The organism is Allobosea sp. P4_H5, from assembly GCF_056400825.1.
The window spans coordinates 284,912-303,401 of the sequence record NZ_JBFUKM010000001.1; the positions used below are offsets into that span (position 1 = coordinate 284,912).

Consider the following 18,490-nt stretch of genomic DNA (forward strand, 5'->3'; position numbering starts at 1 on the left):
TAACCACCTGATTTAAAAAGATAAAACCGCTATCACTGAGTTCCATTCTTCAATGGAGCGAAGTAATGTCCAAGAAATCTGTGCTGGTTGCCGGCGCTGGCGGCTTTATCGGCTTCCATCTTGTCAATTACCTCAAGGATCGAGGCTATTGGGTCCGAGGAGTCGATATCAAGGACCCGGAGTACCAAGCCAGCGCGGCGGATGAATTCCGCATCCTCGACCTGCGCGAGATGGATGATTGCCGCGAAGCGGTCCAGGGCATGGACGAGGTCTACAATCTCGCCGCCGACATGGGCGGCATCGGCTACATCTCCGGCGCGCACGCTTCGATCACCTTCAACAACACGATGATCAGCGCGCAGATGCTGAAGGCGGCCTACGACGCCAAGGTCAAGCGCTTCCTGTTCTCATCCTCGGCCTGCGTCTATCCGCAATATCTCCAGGACGTACCTTCGGTCGTGCCTCTGAAGGAGGACGATGCCTTCCCCGCCGATCCCGAGCCGGGATACGGGCTGGAGAAGCTCTATACCGAGAAGCTGTGCGAGTATTTCACGGAGGATTACGGCTTCCAGACCCGGCTGGTCCGCTTCCACAATGTCTACGGCCCCCTCGGCACCTGGGACGGCGGCAAGGAGAAGGCGCCAGCCGCCATCTGCCGCAAGGTTGCGATGGCGAAGTCGGGCGAGGCGATCGAAGTCTGGGGCGACGGCAAGCAGACCCGCTCTTTCATGTACATCGACGACTGCGTCGAGGGCATTTACCGCATCATGCGCTCTGACTATTCCGGGCCGCTCAATCTCGGCACGGACGAGCTGGTCGATGTCAGCGGGCTGGTCGACATCATAGCCGGCATCTCCGGAAAGACGATCCACAAGCGCTTCAACATCAATCGTCCGCAAGGCGTGCGCGGCCGCAACAGCGACAACAACCGCCTGCGCGAGGTCCTCGGCTGGGAACCCTCGATCCATCTCGGCGAGGGGTTGATCCCGACCTATGCCTGGATCTCGGGCGAGGTGAAGGCGAGGGCCGAGCGCGAGGCCGGCATCGAGCACATCCCTACGATCGCGGCGCAGTAGCGCCGCCGCCCTCTGCCTGATCGACCGAGATCCCGGGAGGCTGTCATGCCGGATGTAGTCACGACTGTCGTGCCCGCCTCGATCGGCATGGCAAAGCCGGGCCGGCTGCTCGGCGCCAATGTCACGCCAGCCGAGCGGCGGCGGCTTGTCGCCGCCGCTCTGATGGTCGGGGACCTCGTCACGCTGACCATCGTCGCCGGGTTGCTGCAGTTGGGCGCGGCTATCGCCGTGTCGGACACCGACACCAATATGGCGAGCCTGATGCTGGTCTGGGCCCTGGCGCTATGCGGTGCCTTGGGCGGCTTCGGGCTTTATGGTTCCGACCGGTCCGAACCGGTCGACCGCTTGCGCCGGCGCACGCTCGGCAACGTCGTCGCCGCTGCCGTGGTGCTCGCCTGGCTCGCGCTGGATGATCCGGCCAGCCATCTCTGGGGCTTCGTGGTCGCCGGCGCGGGGTTGTCGGTCGTGCTCGGCTATTATGTCGAGGCGCTGGTCCGTGGCGCGTTGGTGCGGCGCGATCTCTGGTCCGCCCCGACCGTGCTCTACGGCACGATGCCGGCCTGCCTGGCCCTGGCGCGCGATCTGGCTTCACACCCGGAGCTCGGCCTGAAGCCGGTCGCCATCCTCACCGACGAGGAGGCCGATGTGCTCACCGAGGCTTTGGAGACTGCGGGCCTTCCGGTGATCACCCGCGGCCAGGCCAACATCATCTCGCCGGGGATCGAGGTCGCGCTCTGCGCCTCGGGGGATCTCCATGTCGAGAAGGCCGACTGGCTGGCCCGCCTGCCGCTGCGCCAGATCTTCGTGGTCCACGACGCCTCGATGCTGCAGGTCCTCAATCCCCAATTGCGGGCCATGGGCGGGCTACTCGGCCTCGAATTGCGCAGCGCCATCCACATGCCGCGCAATCTGCGCCTGAAACGGGTGCTCGACCTCGTCGTCGCGGTCCCGCTCGCCCTTCTCGCTCTGCCCGTGATCGCGGTGCTCGCATTGGCGGTGAAGGCGGTCGACAACGGGCCCGCCTTCTATGCCCAGCCGCGGATCGGCCGGAACGGCCACGTCTTCAAGGTCTACAAGCTGCGCAGCATGTATGCTGACGCCGAGGCGCGGCTCGCCGCGCATCTGGAGGCCGACAGCGCGGCGCGGCAGGAATGGGAGCGCTTCTTCAAGCTGCCGAACGACCCCCGAATCCTGCCGAGGATCGGCCAGCTCATCCGCCGCACCAGCCTGGATGAGTTGCCGCAGCTCTGGAACGTCCTGCGCGGCGAGATGAGCATCGTCGGGCCGAGGCCGTTCCCGGCCTATCACAACCAGTGCTTCGACACTGCATTCCAGGCGCTGCGCACCAGCGTGCCGCCCGGCCTGACCGGCCTTTGGCAGGTCACGGACCGCAGCGACGGCGATCTCGTCGTCCAGAAGCGGCAGGACAGCTTCTACATCCACAACTGGTCGTTCTGGCTGGATTTCTACGTGCTGCTGCAGACGGTCCCGGCCGTTCTGCACGGGCGCGGCGCGAAGTAGCGCAAGGCGATCTGAGCCGGAGCCGGTCGCTCGCGAGGCGCCGGCCGGTTCGGTCGGTATCCCCGGGTGAAACCGCAGGCGAGGCACGAGGCCATGGATCTCTTCAGCGACATGCGAGGCCCCCGTCAGCCTGTGACGCTCGCCAGGCATTATGATGTGGTGACCTTCGACTTCCTCTCCATGCTCTGGCGCCGCAGATTGCTGATCGCCGCAGTCACCTGCGGGGTCATGTTGATGACGGCCCTCTATCTGATGGTGACGCCGCAGCGCTACACCGCCGACCTGGTGCTGCAATTCGACTTCACGCGCGAAGACAGCGGCGGGGGCGGCAAGGCGAGCAGCGTCGCGCTCGATGCCTCGACGCTGGTCGAAAGCGAGGCGCGGATCATTCGCTCGCTCGCGACGGCGCGCGCCGTGGCGGCGCGCCTGGGTCTCGACCAGGCTGTGTCGAGTCAGCCCTCGTCGTTGTCCCGCCTGTTGACGGGCGCGACCGAGCTGGTCTTCCCGACATCGGTTCGCAATACCTTGCACAGTCTGACTGGCTTCGGCGGTGGATCGGCCGAGCCGACCGCGCGCGACATCGTCGCCCAGAGGCTGCTCGGATCGCTCGGCGTCGGCAACGATACCAAGGCCTATCTGGTCACGCTGACCTATCGCGACACCGATCCCGACCGTGCGGCGCTGATCGTCAACACCTTCGGGAACGAGTATCTGCGTCGAAAGATGGAGGCTACGGCGAACGCCTCGCAGCGCTCCAGCCAGTGGTACGGGGCGCAGGCTCAGGAGGCCCGCGCCAATCTGGGACGGATCGAGAAGGAGATCGAAACCTTCCGGGTACGGACCGGCTTCGTCGAGCTCGGACAGGACGGCGCCGACATCCAGCAGCAGCAGCTTCGCGACATGCTGACCCAGCTCAACACGGTTTCCGCCGCGCGGCTCGCCGAGGAGACCCGCCTGCAGCGCGCGCGGGTCTCGCTTGCGGCCGGCAACGTCCCGCAGACCAGCGATCTCGGCAGCTCGCCGGTGGTCCAGCAACTCCTCGACGAAGAGGGCAAGGCCCGCCGGGCGCTCGACGAGATGGTCGCAGTATCGGGCGAGCGTCATCCGGCCGTGCAGCGGCTGCGGCTGTCGCTGACGGCGGTACAGGAGCGGCTGCAGAAGCAGCTGGCGCAATCCGTCGCCAATATCGAGACCGACGTCCAGGCCGCCCGCGCCGCCGAGGCCGCGCTGCGTGAGCGCGTCGCCGCCCTGCAGACCAAGTCGATCGAGGCGAGGGGGCTGGAGGGACAGCTGCGCACCTTGCAGGCCGAAGCGACGGCGGCGCGCGACCGCCTGAAGCAGCTTTCGGATGCCCATCAGCAGGCCAGCGCCGTGAGCGAACTACGGCCGATCATCGCCCAGATCGTCGCGCCGGCCGATATTCCCTCGCTGCCGAGTTCGATCAAGCCGTCGCTGGTGCTGGGGCTGGCCATGGCGGGCGGGTTGATGGCCGGGGCAGGGCTCTCCTATCTGCTGGAGAAGCGCGATCGCGGCTTCCGCAGCGAGAACGAGTTCGCCACCGAGACAAGGACCAACTGCGTCGGCCTTCTGCCGAATCTCGAGCATTATCCGGGCGGGCTGGAGAGCCTGGTCTTCGCCGAGGCGGTGCGCTCGATGGTGGCCGAGCTGTTCCCTGCCAGCAATCCTCCCAAATTCGTGCTGATCACCTCGTCGGCGCCGGGGGAGGGCAAGTCCTTCGTCGCCTCCGCCATGGCGCGCGTGCTGGCGATGATGGGCCAGCGGGTCCTGGTCGTGGACGGCTCGCCCCGGCGCCTGCTGCTCGGCCAGAACTTCCCGCACGAGGCGCTGCTCGACCAGTGCCTGCCGCAGGTCGGTGACGCCGGCGGTCCGGGAACCAGCCCGGTCGCCACGGTCCGGCGCGCGTCCGGCCTGCGCGACAGCCAGAACGTCTATTCGAATCCGGCTTTCGAGGCGATGTTGCGCGAGGCGCGGGCGCGCTACGACGTCATCCTGTTCGAGGTGGCGCCGGTGCTGCTCTCCGCCGACAGTGCCTTGCTGCGCGAGCACGCCGATACCGTGCTGCATGTGGTCAGATGGAACGACACGCTGAAGAGCACCGTCTCCGCGACGCTCGACCATCTCGGCAAGCTCGGTCTGGATGTCGCAGGCGTCGTGCTCAACGGCGTCGATCTCGAGGAGCAGGGCCGGTACGACGTCTCCGACCGCGGCCGGGTCTATCGCAACTACAAGTCCTTCTATCAGGCTTCGGCATGAGCCGGCGCTTGCATCGTTATGCAGCGCTGCTTGCGCCCCCGGACATTGGCGCGCCTGCGCCATCGACGGGCGGCGGGTTCAGCTGCAAGGAGTGCGGGTCGCCCGCCGTCCACCTGCCGAGCGACCTGTCACCCGAGGCGCTGGTCATCTGCGATGGCTGCCAGCGCCCGGTCGGAACGCTGGCGGCCTTCCGCTCCTATGTCGATCGCCTGGCTGCGAGTGCCCAGTTCTGCGACCATCATCTGACGGTCTGCCATTCGGACGGTGGAACCGGGGCGGACCCGACCGCGTTGACATAAGCGGTGATTTCGCCTTCTGGTTTCGAGAATAAGGCCATTTGAGGGCCCGATCTGCGAGGCAAACCGCTGCCTCGGGGCGTATGAGGCCAATCCATCAACAGGATGAGGCTGGCGACGCCAAGAATTAATCCATTGATATATTGTGCCAAAACATGACGATTAGTCCGTTCGGATTAATCCTTCGGAGTAAGGGCTCGTCGGTTTAGGTAGCACCGAATCAGGTCTCAAGGGTATCTAGGCAGCGATCACTTAATGTGTTCCCGCCAAAAAAGGAGCCCCTTTATGGCCACAATTTATGTCTCGACCACCGGAAACGACAACAATACAGGATCGGATGCAAATTCATCTTTCCAGACTTTGGAGCGGGCGGTGGAAGCCATGCACCAGAGCAATGGGGCAGACACGATCTACATTGCCGGTGGCACCTATTATGTGGACGACGCACTCCAGCTGACCTCCGCTGATTCCGGTTCGTCCTTCGTGGCGACCTCCGGAGAGGAGGTCGTGATCAGCGGCGGCACGCAGGTGACCGGCTGGACTGAAGGCGCAGACGGCATCTGGACGGCGCATGTCGATGCCGAGGATGTCCAGCAGTTCACCGTCAACGGCGAGAAGCAGACCGAGAGCCGCTACCCCGACGTCGATCCGAACGATCCGGTTCATGGCGGTTGGCTCTGGGGGCAGGATCTGCCGAGTGGATACGACGCCCAGAAGTCGATGGCGTACAACCCGTCGGATTACCCGGCCGGCGAGGAGCCGAAGGCCGGTGACACGGTCACCGTCTTCACCGAGAACGGCTATTCCAGCGAGGTGCTGACCATCGCCTCGGTTGAAGGCAATGTGATGACCTTCACCACGGAGGCCAATTACGATCTCGGCGCCGCGAGCCGCTACTATGTTTCGCAGGACACGCCGGACAATGTCGGCGAGTGGTCCTACGACGCCGAGACGCAGACCATTTCCTACAAGGCTCCGGACGGCTTCACCGGCCAGGGCGGAGTCGTCTCCGGCGATCACAGCATCTTCGTCGTCGATGGCGCCGACAACGTCTCCTTCAAGGGCATGACCTTCACTGACACCGCCTCGAAGTCGGGTGACCCGACCACCGCGGCGATCGAGGCGAATGATGCGACCGGGCTGGTCGTCGAGGGCAACCACTTCGTCAATGTCGGCGTCGGCGTTGCCCTGCACGGCGACAGCAGCGGGAACCTCGTCTCGGGCAACAGCTTCGAGCACACCTGGTCGAGCGCCGTCGCCATGACGGCGGGAACGAGCGACAACCGCGTCACCAACAATACCGTCGACCATTCGAACGAGGTGTTCGTCCAGTACGGCTCCGTCGACATGCAGGAGTCGGCGGGCAACCAGATCGATCACAACACGATCACGAACGTGCCGCGCTTCGGCATCTCCGAGATCAACTACGATCCCGACAACCAGTCCGGTGGAAACACCATCGAGTACAACGATATCCGCCATTCCGGGCAGCAGACGCCCGATACCGGCGCCATCTACCTGTTCTCGGCCGACGATTCCGGCGCGGACGGCAGCACCATCCGCTACAACACCATCGTCGACACCGGCGGAACGAACACCAAGGATGGCGGCTTCGCGGAAGACTGGAGCTCCGGCATCTATCTCGACAACATGGCGAGCAATGCCCAGATCTACGGCAATTTCGTCCAGGGGACGACGTTCAGCGGCATCCTCGTCCATGGCGGATCGAACAACGAGATCCATGACAACACGCTGCTCGACAACGGCAAGTACGGGATCTCGACGATCACGGCCGACGACAATCCGATCAACGGCAACGAGACCTACAACAACTTCATCCAGGTCTCCGGAGACGGCAGCAACACGATCGATACCGACCAGACCGATCCGAGCCTGATCCACGATAATGTCTACTACAACCCGGATGGTGGCGAGCTGACCATCGCCGACGTCTCGCTGGCGAGCTTCCAGCGCCAGGGCGGCGATTCCGGCAGCACGGAAACGAGTCAGGCGGGCTTCGTCGACGCGGCGAACGGCAATTATGGTTTCGTCTCGGGGTCGGTGGCGCAGGCGCATGGCATCGACTCGGTGCCGTTCGACTTGGTCGGTTCGGCGCTGACCGGGACCTCGCCCGAGGTCGAGACGCCGTCGAGCGGGAACGGGAGCGGCACGCCGCCGACGACCTCCGAGCCGGTCACGGAGACACCGCCGGCAACTTCCGAGCCGGTCACAGAGACGCCTCCGGTGACCGCCGAGCCGTCGACGCCGAGCGAGGAGACGCCGACGACGCCTGCGACCGGGGAGGGCACGACGCCCGGCACCTCCGAGCCCGGCAGCGAGGCCCCGCCCGTCACCGCCCAGCCCGAAACACCGCAATCGGAAACGCCGGTCTCCAATCCGTCCGAGAACCCGGACGTGATCACCATCCCCGATGTCGATACCGGTACTGGCGGAACGGATGCGGAAACCCCGTCGAATTCCGGACATGGTGGCTGGAGCGGCCACGGTGGCTGGGGCGGCCTCAGTGGTGGCCGCGGCTGGTCCTGGGATGGCGGCTCATCGCGCGGCGACGACCATGGCGGCGGCCGCAACGGGTCGCGGGACAGTCAGGTGGCCAGCGACGACACCAGCCGCAACGACTGGCGAGGCGGCCAGTCGCGCCATGACGACGGCGACAACGACCACCACAGCCAGCTCTCGCACTGGCACTGGTAGCGCCTGGAGCATCGGGCCGAAAAGTGGAATCCACTTTTCGGGAAATCCGATGCTGAAACAAAGAGCTAGGTCGCCATTTCACGTCTGTTAGGACGCACGGCGATCTAGCCGCTGCCTCGAGGCGACCCGGCCATGACGGCCGGGTCGCCAATCTCCGCGACGAGCTTCGCGGGGGCCATGCCTTCCTCTCCCAATGATTGCCACCCGCCCGGATACGCCGGCGTCGACGGCGGCAATCGCGCCAAGGAAACCGACGGACATGCTCTCGCAAACGGTTCGCAAGCTGACGCCCGCATTCGCATCGCTGTTCGGGCTTTCCTTCGTGCTGAACCTGTTCGTCTTCGTCTCCCCGCTCTACACGATGCAGATCTATGACAGGGTGCTGACCAGCCGGAACGGCACCACGCTGGTCATGCTGTCGCTGATCGTGCTCGCTTTGTTCGCGGCCTATGCCGCGCTGGAGCATTTCCGCAGCCGGGCGCTGGTCCAGCTCGGCCTCTGCGTCGACAAGGCGCTGTCCGAGCCTGCCTTCGAAGCCGCCTTCCACGGCGCGCTCGACGCGAAGGGCTCGCCGACCCTGCCCATTCGCGATGTCGAGACATTGCGGGCGACGCTCTCCGGCAGCCTGGTGCCGTCGCTGATGGATGCGCCCTGGATTCCGATCTATCTCGCCCTCTGCTTCATCCTGCATCCGGCGATCGGTGCCGTCGCCACGCTCGGCGCCATCGCGATCCTGGGTGTCGCCCTGCTGAACGAGCGCATCACCAAGGGATCGCTGATCCGCGCTTCCGAGCTCAGCCATGGCGCGAACGATCGGCTGACGGCTTCGCTGCGCAACGCCGAGATCATCAAGGCGCTCGGCATGGGCCAGCCGATCCGCGGGCAATGGCAGCGCCAGCGCAGCCAGGCGTTGGCCTACCATACGGCTGCCGCCGATTGGGGTGGGACCCTGCTGGCCGCGACGAAGCTGCTGCGGCTGACGCTGCAATGCGCGGTGCTCGGCGTCGGCGCCTATCTCGCGATCAACCAGAACCTCGCGGCCGGCGCGATGTTCGCGGCATCGCTGATCATGGGCCGCGCGCTCGCGCCGATCGAGGGTGCCGTCGGCCAATGGAAGAGCTTCGTCTCCGCTCGCAGCGCCTTGCAGCGCCTGAACCGGACCCTGAAGGCACCGTCGGATGATACGATGCCGATGACCCTGCCGAATCCGGCCGGCTCGCTGCGGGTCGAGGGCCTGAGCGTGCGCAGCCCGAACGGGAACGCCTTGCTGCTGCACAACGTCTCGTTCGAGGTGGAGCCCGGCGAGATCGCAGCCGTGGTCGGGTTGACCGGTTCCGGCAAGTCGTCGCTGGCCCGGGCGCTGGTCGGCGTCTGGTCCCCGGCCCATGGCGTGGTGCGGCTCGACGGCAACGACATCAGGCATTTCCCCGACGAGCAGCGCGGCCGCATCCTCGGCTATCTGCCGCAGGATGTGGAACTCTTCGCCGGGAGCGTGCGCGATAACGTCACCCGCTTCGATCCCGACGCGACTGACGAGGCCGCCGTCGCTGCCGCCTCGGCCGCATCCGCGCATGAGCTGATCCAGGGCTTCCCGGACGGCTATGCCACTCAGATCGGCGAGGGCGGAGCGATCCTCTCCGGCGGGCAGCGCCAGCGCATCGGGCTGGCACGCGCGCTTTACGGGCAGCCGGCGCTGGTCGTGCTCGACGAGCCGAACGCCAATCTCGACATGGATGGCGATGCTGCGCTGGCGCGCTCTTTGGCCGGCCTGCGCGATGCCGGCGCGATCGTCGTCGTGATCACCCATCGCCCGCAACTGCTCTCGCAGGTCGACAAGATCATCCTGATGCAGAAGGGCCAGGCCGTCAGGGTCGGCGGGCGCGACGAAATCCTGCCGGTGCTGCTGCAGCCGGGCAATGGCGCACGCATCCAGCCGCCACAGCGCGGCCAGACAGGACAGGTCGAGCCGCTCTCGGCAGCAAGGTGGGCACGTCGATGAACTCCGTCCTGAACAAGCTGAAGCTCGTCCCGAACACAATGAAATCCGTCCTCAACCGGCTGGCCTGGCGCCGGCGCCTCGAACCCCTGCTCGCGGTCGCGAGGCAATGGCTCCAGCGCACGAGCTTGCCCGCTGCGGGGGATGGCGATTGGCGCGCCCCGGTGCGCAAGGGCTATGTCGTGGTCGGCCTCGCGCTGGGGGCCGGCGGCCTCTGGTCGGTGACCGCGCGCCTCGACAGCGCCGTGGTGGCGCATGGCAGCATCGTCGTCGAGAGCGATCGCAAGGCAGTGCAGCATCTCGAAGGCGGGCTCGTCGAGGCGATCGCGGTGCGCGACGGGGCCGACGTCAAGGCTGGCGAAACCCTGCTGCGCCTCGATACGACGCAGGCGGCGGCGCAGCGCAGTGTAGCGCGGCTGATCGTGTTGCAGGCCCTGGGTGAGGAGGCGCGCTTCACGGCCGAAATCGACCGGCTCGACCGCATCACCTTCCCGAGCGAACTGCTCGATACCGCCGAAACAAAGGAGGCGCGCCGGGTCATGCTCGACCAGGAGCGTCTGTTCAAGGAACGGCAGTCCACGCAGAAACTGGAGGTGTCGATCCTCAAGGAGCGGCTGACGCAATCCGAAAAGCAGTACCAGTCGAACGAAGCGCAGCGCGAGGCCGCGATCGGGCAGGCCGCGAGCATCAACGAGGAACTCGTCAGCCTGCGGCCTCTCGCCGACAAGGGCTATGTCGCCGCGACGCGGATCAATCCGCTCAAGCGCTCGCTGACCGAATTGCAGGGCCGCATGGGTTCGCTGGAGGCCGATCTGGCGCGGCTTTCGGTCGCCAATGACGAGATCCGGCTCCAGATGAGCCAGATCGGCCTGAAAGCCTCCGAAGAGGCCTCGACCAAGCTCGCCGAATGCCGGGTCAAGCTCGCCGATGCCCGCGAGAAGCTGCGCATGGCAGAGGATGTGCTGGCACGCGCGGAAGTCCGCGCGCCGCGCTCCGGACGGGTCGTCGCCTCCAAGGTCCACACCGTCGGTGCCGTGGTCAAGCCGGGCGATACCCTGATGGAGATCGTGCCGCAGGACGATGAGCTCATCGTCACTGCCAAGGTCTCGCCGATGGACGTGAACAACCTGCATCCGGGCATGGCCGCGGAAGTGCGCCTGCCGTCGTTCAAGGGGCGAGCGACGCCCTTCACCGTCGGCGAGGTCAAGTCGGTCGCGGCCGACGCGCTGCGCGACGAGGTCCTGCAGCAGATGGTCTACGAATTGCGCGTCAGCGTCTCGGCCTCGGGCTTCCCGCCCAAGGTCAGGGCCAAGCTCCGGCCCGGCATGCCGGCCGAGGTCTATGTCCCGACCGGCGAGCGCACGGCCATCGCCTATCTGATGCAGCCGCTGACCGACTCGATGCGGTCGAGCTTCCGGGAGGAGTGAGCGCGGACGGGGTAGGGCGATCGGAGGAGCCGATCGCCCGAGGATGCGGCAACTTCGCTCGGGAGATCAGCCGAGATGGCCGCTTGAGCCCGCCGGTTTCTCTTCCAGTATTGCGGCGCGATCAGCAGCCGCTTTCTGGGAGCAGGGCCCATGCCGAAGATCATCCCGGTCGTGATGTGCACGGGACATGGCGCCGGCCTCTGGCCGATCGCGCGCGCGACGATGCCGAAGCAGTTCATCCCGTTGTTCGGCCGGGATTCCTCCTTCCAACGCACGCTTCGGCTGCTGTCCGATCCGGATGTGTTCGATCTGCCGATCGTGGTGACGGACGCGGACCAGCGCTTCACCGTCGCCGACCAGCTGCAGGTGATCGGCCTCCGCGCCGAGATCGTGCTGGAGCCGAGTGGGCGCGGCGCCCATTCAGCCGCGGCGATCGCAGCTGAGCTCGGCCTCGCCCGAAGTGAAACCGCGCTCGTTGGCATCTTCCCCGCCGACCATGTCGTGCAGGACGGCAAGCTCTTCGTCGAAACCTGCGCCAGGGCCGCGGCGGTCGCCGCACAGGGCCGCATCGTCGCGATCGGCATACCGCCATGCTATCCGGCGACCGCCTACGGCTATATCCGCCCGGGAACGGAGATCGCCGAGGGCGTACGCGGGGTCGAGGACGTGACGGCGAAGCCCGACGCGGCGCTGGCGGCGCGCTATCTCGCCGACGGCTATCTCTGGAACTCCGGCAATGTCGTCTTCGACGCGGCGACGATGCAGGTCAGGCTCCAGGCGGCCACAAGAGGCGCGATCGGCAACTCTGCGGCGATGGCGGCCAACCTTGGAATCCGCATGCTCGAAACCGAGGGGTCGGCCGTTCTGCCGGCGATCGCGGCAGAGCCTCCGGGGCTGGAGCAGGCCGATACGGCGGCGGTGATCGCCGGTCATTTCGGCTGGTCGGATGTCGGCAATTGGAGCGCGGTCTGGCAGCTTTCCGAGAAAGGTGCTCACGGCAACGTCGTCCAGGGCCGCGGCTATGTGCTTGATGGTGCGAACAACCTGGTCCGCTCCGAAGATGCGGTCGTCGCGGTCGTCGGGCTGGACGATGTCGCCGTCATCGCCACCCGCGACGCCATCCTGGTGACGTCGAAAGCCAAGGCCGACAAGGTCAAGGACGTCGTCGCGCTGGTCGCGGCGAACCATGAGCCGGAAGCAGCCAGCCATCGCGAGATCCACCGGCCCTGGGGCAAGTATCTCTCCGTCGATCTCGACGAGCGCCATCAGGTCAAGCGCATCACGGTCAAGCCGAACGGGGTGTTGTCTCTGCAGAAGCACCATCACCGCGCCGAGCACTGGGTCGTGGTCCGCGGTACCGCGCAGGTGACTCGCGACGATGAGACCATCCTCGTGCACGAGAACGAGGCGATCTACCTGCCGATCGGCTGCGTCCACCGCATGGCCAATCCGGGCAAGATCCCGCTCGAGATCATCGAGGTGCAGGTCGGCTCCTATCTCGGCGAGGACGACATCATCCGCATCGAGGACATCTATCAGCGCTGCTGAAAGCGCCGCAGCTACCGCACCTCGTTGACGTAGATATGGGCCCGCGTCGTGGCGCGGTGCCAGCCGAGGATCGTCGGGACCCCGGCCTGGTCATAGGCGACCTCGTCGATCGTCAGCACCGGATCACCAGCGGCGAGCGCCAATAGCGCGACGTCCTCCGCGCTTGCGAGGTCGGCGGTGATCTGCTCGCGCATGGCCGAAATCCGGATGCCGTAGCGCTCGAGCAGATGAAGGTAGAGCAAAGGCGGCAGCTCGGCGATGTCGCGCGGCCAGTCCGGCAGCCGCTCCTGCGCCAGTACCAGCTTGTCGTGCATCACAGGATGGCCGTCGGCATGGCGGATGCGATGGACGCTGATCACGCCGCGGGCCTTGATCTGGAGGGTCTCGGCCTGTGCCTGCGTCGCAGGCAGGGCCTCGACGCTGAGGAACTGGCTGGTCGAGCGCACCAGGCTGCCATCGGCCCGGTGGAGGCGGAAATACTGGAAGACGAAGCGCAGGCTGTGATGCGGCGTGCGTCCGGTCACCACCGTCCCGGTCTTGCGGCGGCGCGTCAGCAGCCCTTCTGCCACGAGATCCGCCATTGCCCGGCGGACCGTGCCGACCGCGATGCCGAAGCCCTGGGCCAGCGAGGTCTCGCTTGGCAGCACCATGCCGGGCGGCCATTCGCCGACGAGGATCGCCTCCGACATGTGCCGTTTCACGCGCTCATAGAGCGGCGCGGCTTCCCCTGCGCCGAAATTCGGCAGGGCCGGCGCCGAAGCCCCGGCGCCGTTGCCCGTTCCGGTGGCAGTGGCCGTCGCTTTTTTGGCATTGACAGGAGGCATGCCGTTCGTTCCTATTTCTATATAGTTTATATGAAAGAGAGGTATCCGCAAATGGCGTTGCCAACTGCGGCTTTTCGAGGGTTCCATCGCAGATCACGCTGCCGCTGGACAAGCGCGGCGTCGTTGGGCTGAGCGATGAGTGAGCCCGCATCCCTGTCGCGTGGTGAAAAGGCGCTGGCCGAGGCCAGCAGCTGGATCGCCGACAATATCGAAGGCGCCGTCGCCGAGCTCCGCCGGATGATCGCGGTCGACACCTCGTTCCCGCCGGGCCTGGGCTATGACGACTTCGCCGAGCTGATGGAAGAACTCGTCGCGCCGCTCGGCTTCGCGACCGAGCGCGTCACCGTGCCGGAGCCGCTGTGGCGGGTTCCGAACGGCCCGGCCGCCGGCCCGCGCACGAATCTGATCGCTCGCCGCGCCAGCGGGCGGCCGGTCTGCGGCCTTTATTTCCACGTAGACACCGTGCCCGCCGCAGCCGGCTGGCAAACCGATCCGCTGCGGATGAAGCGTGAGGGCGATTGCCTGATCGGCCTTGGCGCTGCCGACATGAAGGGTTGCGTCGCCGCGGTGTTGCTGGCTTTGCGGGCGGCCCAGGCCTGCCGCATCCCGCTCGCCTATGACCCGATGCTGCTGCTTTGCACGGACGAGGAAGGCGGGCTGTATCCCGGCATCCGCTACCTCGCCGAGCAGTGCCGGCTCGAGGGCCACATCGTCAACTTCAACGGCAGCGCCGAGGCGCGGATCTGGGCCGGCTGCTTCGGACTGTTCAACCTGCTGGTGCGAATCCATGGCGAGGCGGTTCATGCGGGCGAGGGCAATCGTCGCGGGCTCGGACACAACGCGATGGACGGGGCGCTGCCGCTGCTCAATGCGCTCGCCGCGCTGAAGGCACGGATCGTCTCGCGCGCCTCGGCCCTGCCGCCTCCGCCCGGCAAGCCGCCGCTCACGGGACAGCTCAACGTCGCCACGATCAAGGGTGGCACGTCCGGCGGCCAGGTTCCTGCGCTTGTCGAATTGACGCTGAACCGCCGCTACGCACCCGAAGAATCCTTCGAGACCGTTCTGGCTGAGATCGAGGAGACCATCAGACGCGCCGTCGCCTCCGTCCCCGGCCTGACCGTGGAGACGGCGCTCGTCGGTCATCTAGCCCCGACCGACGATCCGGACGGCCCGCACTGGTCGCGCTGGCAGGCGGCGGTCGGCGCCGGCTTCGGCTATGCGCCCGAGGAATTCCGTCGCTGGGGCGCTGCGAGCGCCTCCGATTTCGGTTGGGTCCAAGGCGCGACCGGGCGGAAGGAAGTCCTGCTCGGCGGCCTTGGGCGGCCGTCTCGCAATATCCACGCGCCGGGCGAGCACACGACTGGCGGCGATATCGTCTCGCTGGCGCAGGCCGTGCTGAATTACCTCGCCGCCGATTTCCGGCCCGACATCAATCCCGATCTGAGCCCGTCCCTGAGCTGAAGGAGCGTTCCATGCCGCGTATCCATCGTCGCGATTTCCTCGCCGCTTCCGCCGCTCTGAGCGGCCTCGCCCTGTCGGGCGCCCCCGCCTTCGCGCAGACGCCGCGCCGCGGCGGCACGCTGCGCGTCAGCGTCGACCAGGCGGTCTCCAAGCTGAATCCGCTCGTGACGCGGGTGAATCCGGAATATCTCGTCGCCGAGCTGCTCTATTCGAGCCTGACGCGCCTCAAGGTCGATATGAGCGCGGAGCCCGACCTCGCGGAGTCCTGGACGAATTCAGCCGACCTCACCGAATGGACCTTCGTGCTACGCAAGGGCCTGATCTTCCATGACGGCTCGCCTTGCACGGCGGCCGACGTGGTAGCCACCTTCGAGGCGATCCTCGACCCGAAGACGGCTTCGCCCGCACGCCAGAACATTGGCCCTGTCGCGAAGGTCGCCGCCAAGGACGAGACGACGGTGGTCTTCACGCTCTCGGCGCCCTTCGCCGATCTGCCGGTGACGCTGGCCTACCTCAACGCCAAGATCGTTCCCGCCGCCGTCATCAAGGGCGGCCTTGAAAAGCTCGACCGCCAGGCGATCGGCACCGGCCCGTTCAAGCTCGTCTCGTTCGAGCCGGAGCGACAGGTCGTGGTCACCCGCAACGACGCTTATTACGACAAGGCCCGCCCCTATCTCGACAAGATCGAGGTCCTGGTCTTCCCGGATGTCAGCGCCGAGGCTTCAGCTCTGATCGCCGGCGACACCGATCTGCTCGGCTCCACGCCGCCGACCGAGTTCGGCCGGCTGCAGAAGGCCTCCGGCGTCAAGGCGCTGCGCCTGGCCTCCGGCCAGTTCTGCAACGTCAATTTCGGCTGCGACCAGAAACCCTTCAACGATGTCCGCGTGCGCCAGGCCCTGGCGCTGACCATCGACCGCGCCGCGATGGTCGACTTCGTCACCGAGGGCTTCGGCTCGCCCGGCAACGACACTCCGCTCAACCCAGCTTACCGCTTCTACGCCGACCTGCCGGCCAAGAAGGCGGACATCGCCAAGGCCAAGGCGCTGCTCGCGGAAGCCGGCTATCCCAAGGGGCTCGAGGCGACGCTGATCGCCTCCGACCGGCCGGGCCAGCGCACGCAGCTCGCCGTCGCGCTGCGCGAGATGGCCAAGCCCGCCGGCTTCGACATCAAGGTCGAGACCATGCCGCACGCGACCTATCTCGACCAAGTCTGGAAGAAGGGCTCGTTCTATGTCGGCTTTTACAACATGCAGGCGACAGCCGACGCCATCTTCTCGTTGCTCTACACCTCCAACGCGGCCTGGAACGAGACGCGCTGGAACAACGCCGCCTTCGACAAGCTGGTCTCCGAGGCCCGCACCACGGTCGACGACGCCAAGCGCCGCACGCTCTATGCCGAGGCGCAGAAGCTGATGTACGCGGAGGTGCCCTCGATCATCCCGGCCTTCTTCGATCTGCTGGCGGGGCAGCGCGATTGGGTGGACGGCTATCAGCTCCACCCGCGCGGCTCGGTCTACCGACTCGATTTTGTCTCGCTCGGCGCCAAGGCGCCGAAGCGCGGCTGAGCGAAAGCGGGCAGCGGACGTGTCGCCGGCCTATATCCTCAAGCGGATCCTGCTGATCGGCTACACGCTGCTGGTCGTGTCGCTGATCGTCTTCGCGATCACCCAGGTCCTGCCGGCCGATGCCGCCGTCATGATGCTGGGCGAGAATGCGACGCCGGACGCGCTGGCAGCGCTGCGCGCCAAGATGGGGCTGAACGACCCGATCTGGATGCAGTACCTGCACTGGCTTTCCGGCGTGCTGCGCGGCGATTTCGGCGTCTCGATGCGCACCGGCCAGCCGGTGGCGCCGGCGATGCTGGAGGCTCTCGGCCGCTCGCTGCTGCTCGCTTTGTTCTCGATCACGCTGATGCTGGCGGTGGCGATCCCGCTCGGCATCGTCGCCGCGGTCAGGCGGGGCAGGGCGGCTGATCTCGGCGTCGGCTTCCTCTCCTATGTCGGTGTCTCGCTGCCGGAATTCGTCACCGCGACGCTGATCGTGCTGGTGCTGGCCGACTGGCTGCAATGGCTGCCGGCGACCGGCTATGTGCCGCTGACCGAGGATCCGCTGCGCGGTCTGAAGCACCTCGTCCTGCCGGTGCTGACGGTGTCGCTGATCCTGATCGCCCATGTCTCGCGCATGGTGCGCTCCGAGCTCGTCGACGTCTTGCACTCCGACTACATCCGCGCTGCCCGGCTGAAAGGCCTGTCGAAGCGACAGGTCCTGTTCAAGCACGCGCTGCGCAACGCGCTGCTGCCGACCATCACCATCGTCGCGCTCGATGTCGGCTATCTGCTTGGCGGTGTCATCGTGGTCGAGGAGATTTTCGCGCTGCCCGGGATCGGCCGGCAGCTCATCGTCGCGATCCAGGCGCGTGACCTGCCCTCGATCCAGGCCGGGGCGCTGATCATGGCGACGACCTATGCCATCGCCAATTTCCTCGCTGACCTCGCCTATGCCTGGCTCGACCGGAGGATCCAGTATGATTGAGATCCTCAGGCGCATGTTGCGTTCCCCGCAAGGCGCGCTCGGCCTCGTGATCGTCGGGCTGATCCTGCTCGTCGTCATCGTCGGGCCCGCCTTCGCGCCCTACGACCCCGAGAAGATGGCGCCCTTGATGCGCTACAAGCCGCCGAGCGCGCAGTTCTGGCTCGGCACCGATCAGTATGGCCGCGACATAATGAGCCGGCTGCTGCACGGCGCGCGCGCCACCGTCCTGCTGGCCGTGCTGGCGACGGCGCTGGGCACGCTGGTCGGGGCGGTCATCGGCACTGTCTCCGCCTTCCTTGGCGGGCGCAGCGACGAGGCGATCATGCGCACCGTCGACGCGATCATGTCGATCCCGAGCCTGCTGCTGGCGCTGCTGATCGTGAACCTGCTTGGCAAGAGCAGCCTCAATGCGCTCTTCGCCATCGCGCTCGCCTTCGCGCCAGGCATGGCGCGCGTCACCCGTTCGGTCGCGCTCTCCGTGCGCAAGCAGGACTATGTCAACGCCGCCATAGCGCGCGGCGAGAGCGCTGCCTTCATCGTCGGGCGCGAGATGCTGCCCAACGTGGTCGCGCCGATCGTCGTCGAGATGACGATCCGCGTCGCCTTCGCCGTGATGCTGTTCGCGACGCTTTCCTTCCTCGGCCTCGGAGCCCAGCCGCCGGCCTCCGAATGGGGGCTGATGGTCTCGGAAGCCCGGCGCTTCATGCACTTAAGCCCGTGGATGATCCTGTGGCCGAGCCTTGCCGTCGCGCTGGTCGCGATCGGCTTCAACCTGCTCGGCGATGGCCTGCGCGACGTGCTGAACCCGAGGAGCTGAGGC

13 protein-coding genes are annotated in these 18,490 nt (G+C 66.5%); 12 read left to right on the forward strand and 1 reads right to left on the reverse strand.

Annotation, left to right across the window (positions count from 1 at the left end):
• The first annotated feature begins 65 nt into the window (after positions 1 to 65).
• The 8 genes from AC1DS0_RS01370 to AC1DS0_RS01405 all read left to right on the forward strand — a co-directional run bounded on the left by AC1DS0_RS01370 (position 66) and on the right by AC1DS0_RS01405 (position 12,853).
• Positions 66 to 1,076, forward strand: a complete 1,011-nt coding sequence (locus AC1DS0_RS01370; RefSeq protein WP_476812609.1) for an NAD-dependent epimerase/dehydratase family protein — start codon at positions 66 to 68, stop codon at positions 1,074 to 1,076.
• Between the two features lie 45 nt (positions 1,077 to 1,121).
• Positions 1,122 to 2,597 carry an exopolysaccharide biosynthesis polyprenyl glycosylphosphotransferase gene (locus tag AC1DS0_RS01375; protein WP_476812610.1) on the forward strand — a complete coding sequence of 492 codons (1,476 nt, stop codon included), beginning with the start codon at positions 1,122 to 1,124 and terminating at the stop codon, positions 2,595 to 2,597.
• 93 nt (positions 2,598 to 2,690) lie between these two features.
• Positions 2,691 to 4,871 (forward strand): GumC family protein, encoded by a 2,181-nt coding sequence (locus AC1DS0_RS01380; RefSeq protein WP_476812611.1) that lies wholly within the window; start codon positions 2,691 to 2,693, stop codon positions 4,869 to 4,871.
• A gap of 8 nt (positions 4,872 to 4,879) precedes the next feature.
• On the forward strand, positions 4,880 to 5,170 hold the full coding sequence (locus AC1DS0_RS01385) for a hypothetical protein (RefSeq protein ID WP_476812612.1): 291 nt from the start codon (positions 4,880 to 4,882) through the stop codon (positions 5,168 to 5,170).
• A 378-nt stretch (positions 5,171 to 5,548) separates the two neighbouring features.
• Complete coding sequence (locus AC1DS0_RS01390) at positions 5,549 to 7,882, forward strand: right-handed parallel beta-helix repeat-containing protein (RefSeq protein ID WP_476812613.1); 2,334 nt, start codon at positions 5,549 to 5,551, stop codon at positions 7,880 to 7,882.
• A gap of 259 nt (positions 7,883 to 8,141) precedes the next feature.
• Entirely contained in the window at positions 8,142 to 9,881 is a 1,740-nt protein-coding gene (locus AC1DS0_RS01395) for a type I secretion system permease/ATPase (protein WP_476812614.1), read from the forward strand.
• Positions 9,878 to 11,305 (forward strand): HlyD family type I secretion periplasmic adaptor subunit, encoded by a 1,428-nt coding sequence (locus AC1DS0_RS01400; protein ID WP_476812615.1) that lies wholly within the window; start codon positions 9,878 to 9,880, stop codon positions 11,303 to 11,305. Before AC1DS0_RS01395 ends, AC1DS0_RS01400 begins: the two co-directional genes overlap by 4 nt.
• A 150-nt stretch (positions 11,306 to 11,455) precedes the next feature.
• Positions 11,456 to 12,853, forward strand: coding sequence for a mannose-1-phosphate guanylyltransferase/mannose-6-phosphate isomerase (locus AC1DS0_RS01405; RefSeq protein ID WP_476812616.1), 1,398 nt, complete (start codon positions 11,456 to 11,458; stop codon positions 12,851 to 12,853).
• Between the two features lie 11 nt (positions 12,854 to 12,864).
• On the opposite strand, the gene AC1DS0_RS01410 is transcribed toward AC1DS0_RS01405, so the two are convergent.
• Positions 12,865 to 13,677 (reverse strand): GntR family transcriptional regulator, encoded by an 813-nt coding sequence (locus tag AC1DS0_RS01410; protein ID WP_476812617.1) that lies wholly within the window; start codon positions 13,675 to 13,677, stop codon positions 12,865 to 12,867.
• A gap of 135 nt (positions 13,678 to 13,812) precedes the next feature.
• Here AC1DS0_RS01410 and AC1DS0_RS01415 point away from each other — a divergent pair, with 135 nt between their 5' ends.
• From AC1DS0_RS01415 to AC1DS0_RS01430, 4 genes are read left to right on the forward strand one after another with little or no spacing between them, the layout of a single operon-like run.
• Complete coding sequence (locus tag AC1DS0_RS01415; RefSeq protein WP_476812618.1) at positions 13,813 to 15,138, forward strand: M20 family metallopeptidase; 1,326 nt, start codon at positions 13,813 to 13,815, stop codon at positions 15,136 to 15,138.
• A gap of 11 nt (positions 15,139 to 15,149) precedes the next feature.
• Positions 15,150 to 16,703, forward strand: coding sequence for an ABC transporter substrate-binding protein (locus tag AC1DS0_RS01420; protein ID WP_476812619.1), 1,554 nt, complete (start codon positions 15,150 to 15,152; stop codon positions 16,701 to 16,703).
• A 19-nt stretch (positions 16,704 to 16,722) separates the two neighbouring features.
• Complete coding sequence (locus AC1DS0_RS01425) at positions 16,723 to 17,670, forward strand: ABC transporter permease (protein ID WP_476812620.1); 948 nt, start codon at positions 16,723 to 16,725, stop codon at positions 17,668 to 17,670.
• The gene (locus AC1DS0_RS01430; RefSeq protein WP_476812621.1) at positions 17,663 to 18,487 is read left to right on the forward strand and encodes an ABC transporter permease; all 825 of its coding nucleotides are present in this window, start codon (positions 17,663 to 17,665) and stop codon (positions 18,485 to 18,487) included. The genes AC1DS0_RS01425 and AC1DS0_RS01430 overlap by 8 nt, the downstream gene beginning before the upstream one ends.
• Positions 18,488 to 18,490: the final 3 nt, after the last annotated feature.

Excerpts from the sequence above, each read along its gene's own strand:
- AC1DS0_RS01420 (WP_476812619.1), top strand. The coding sequence starts at position 15,150 with ATGCCGCGTATCCATCGTCGCGATTTCCTCGCCGCTTCCGCCGCTCTG.
- AC1DS0_RS01380 (WP_476812611.1), top strand. The coding sequence starts at position 2,691 with ATGGATCTCTTCAGCGACATGCGAGGCCCCCGTCAGCCTGTGACGCTC.
- AC1DS0_RS01430 (WP_476812621.1), top strand. The coding sequence starts at position 17,663 with ATGATTGAGATCCTCAGGCGCATGTTGCGTTCCCCGCAAGGCGCGCTC.
- AC1DS0_RS01415 (WP_476812618.1), top strand. The coding sequence starts at position 13,813 with ATGAGTGAGCCCGCATCCCTGTCGCGTGGTGAAAAGGCGCTGGCCGAG.
- AC1DS0_RS01405 (WP_476812616.1), top strand. The coding sequence starts at position 11,456 with ATGCCGAAGATCATCCCGGTCGTGATGTGCACGGGACATGGCGCCGGC.
- AC1DS0_RS01375 (WP_476812610.1), top strand. The coding sequence starts at position 1,122 with ATGCCGGATGTAGTCACGACTGTCGTGCCCGCCTCGATCGGCATGGCA.
- AC1DS0_RS01370 (WP_476812609.1), top strand. The coding sequence starts at position 66 with ATGTCCAAGAAATCTGTGCTGGTTGCCGGCGCTGGCGGCTTTATCGGC.
- AC1DS0_RS01410 (WP_476812617.1), bottom strand. The coding sequence starts at position 13,677 with ATGCCTCCTGTCAATGCCAAAAAAGCGACGGCCACTGCCACCGGAACG.
- AC1DS0_RS01390 (WP_476812613.1), top strand. The coding sequence starts at position 5,549 with ATGCACCAGAGCAATGGGGCAGACACGATCTACATTGCCGGTGGCACC.
- AC1DS0_RS01395 (WP_476812614.1), top strand. The coding sequence starts at position 8,142 with ATGCTCTCGCAAACGGTTCGCAAGCTGACGCCCGCATTCGCATCGCTG.
- AC1DS0_RS01400 (WP_476812615.1), top strand. The coding sequence starts at position 9,878 with ATGAACTCCGTCCTGAACAAGCTGAAGCTCGTCCCGAACACAATGAAA.